This is a genomic window from Zhongshania sp., from assembly GCF_041623545.1.
GTDB lineage: Bacteria > Pseudomonadota > Gammaproteobacteria > Pseudomonadales > Spongiibacteraceae > Spongiibacter.
In genome coordinates this window covers 1-1,943 of the sequence record NZ_JBFJWS010000427.1, presented here as the reverse complement: position 1 = coordinate 1,943, position 1,943 = coordinate 1, and the positions used below count along the sequence as shown (strand labels likewise).

Genomic DNA, 1,943 nt, shown 5'->3' with positions numbered 1-1,943 from the left:
ATCCGCAGTACCGGTCATACCGGCCAACTTCTCAAACTGGCGGAAGTAATTCTGGAAGGTGGTCGATGCCAAGGTCTGGCTTTCCGCCTGTACGGTAACGCCTTCTTTGGCTTCGATAGCCTGATGCAGGCCTTCTGACAAACGCCGACCGGCCATCGTACGGCCAGTGTGCTCATCTATCAGTACAACTTGATCATTCTGAACAATGTATTCGACATTGTTATGGAACAATATATGGGCACGTAATGCAGAATTGACGTGATGCAGCAAGTTCAGATTGCCAGCGGAGTACAGACTATCACCTTCTGTTAGGAGGCCCGCCTGGATAAGCATATCTTCTACTTTTTGGTGACCAGTTTCAGTCAACTCTACCTGGCGCATTTTCTCGTCAACGGTGTAGTGGCCTTCGTCGTCAATGGGCTGGCCAGTCTCGTCAACTTCAGCTTGTTTTAACGAGGGTATAAATAAATTAATTTGCTTATACAGCGTTGAGCTATCTTCTGCTGGGCCGGAAATAACCAGTGGCGTGCGGGCTTCATCGATGAGGATCGAGTCGACCTCATCAATAATCGCGAAATTTAGACTACGCTGGTAGCGGTCTTCGATGGCAAACGCCATATTATCGCGCAGGTAATCGAAGCCGAATTCATTATTGGTGCCGTAAGTAATATCCGCCAGATAGGCTGCGCGCTTTTCCTCCGGATCTTGGCCAGAGCGGATAACACCGACACTCAAACCTAGGAACTCATAGAGGGGCCGCATCCAGTTGGCATCGCGGGAGGCGAGGTAGTCGTTAACAGTAACCACGAACACGCCGTCGCCAGGCAAAGCATTTAGGTACACGGCCAAGGTCGCAACCAGGGTTTTACCTTCACCCGTGCGCATTTCCGCGATAGTGCCTTCGTGCAGGCTGATACCACCAATAAGCTGCACATCAAAATGGCGCATACCCATAACGCGGCGACTGGCCTCTCGGCACACCGCAAAGGCTTCCGGCAGCAACTGATCAAGACTTTCACCAGCGGCTAGACGCTCGCGAAACTCCCCAGTTTTAGCGCTAAGAGCGGTATCGTCCAGCGCGGTCAAGCCTTCTTCCAAGGCGTTAATCTTGGTCGCCACTTTGCGCATGCGCTTTAGTTCGCGATCGTTTTTACTGCCAAAAACTTTTTTAACTACTGCTGTAATCATGATTAATTCGTTACTGTTCCCGGGAGCAAAAGTCCCTAATCAATGAAGGCTCTAAAGCCGCACCAAGCTACATTGTACGAATGAAATTCTGATGACGGCGCGGTAACCACCGCTGAGAATGATCCCGAAAATGCCGCAAGTTGACCTGAGGGCAAGACGTGAGCAATACCGTAACACCGAGGCGCAATATCGCATAGATAGGGGGATATTACCATGCTTAGAGGAATCTCCGCCAAGCATGGTAGAAGGCAATAATCAGACTACCGCTACCGCGGCAGCGTAATTAATCGGTGCATCGGCGGGATCATCAAACGTCACCCATTCCCATGCATCGGTGTCTTTAATCAAGGTTCGCAAGGACGCGTTATTCAAACCATGACCTGATTTAAAGGCCTTGAATTCGCCAATCAAACTGGTGCCCAGCAAATACAAATCACCGATGGCATCCAACACTTTGTGCTTCACAAACTCGTCTTCGTAACGCAGACCTTCTTCGTTAAGAATACGGTATTCGTCAACTACAATCGCATTGTCGACACTGCCGCCCTGAGCTAAGCCCTTGGACCGCAAGTATTCGATTTCATGCATAAAACCAAAGGTCCGAGCACGACTGACTTCTTTCACGAAAGAGGTGCTGGAGAAATCGAGCTCGGCATGGCCAACCCGGTCTTTAAAAACCGGGTGGTCAAAGTCGATGGTAAAAGACACTTTAAAGCCGTCAAAAGGGAGGAAACTCGCGACTTTATCGCCATCTT

At 49.9% G+C, this 1,943-nt stretch carries 2 protein-coding genes; both read right to left on the bottom strand.

The genetic code is table 11. The annotated features are described in order from the left end of the window. On the bottom strand, positions 1 to 1,188 hold a 1,188-nt coding region (locus ABYT30_RS18835; RefSeq protein WP_373098070.1), incomplete at its 3' end, for a DEAD/DEAH box helicase. 255 nt (positions 1,189 to 1,443) lie between these two features. Beyond that, on the bottom strand, positions 1,444 to 1,943 hold a 500-nt coding region (gene lpxC / locus ABYT30_RS18830), incomplete at its 5' end, for a UDP-3-O-acyl-N-acetylglucosamine deacetylase (protein WP_373098068.1).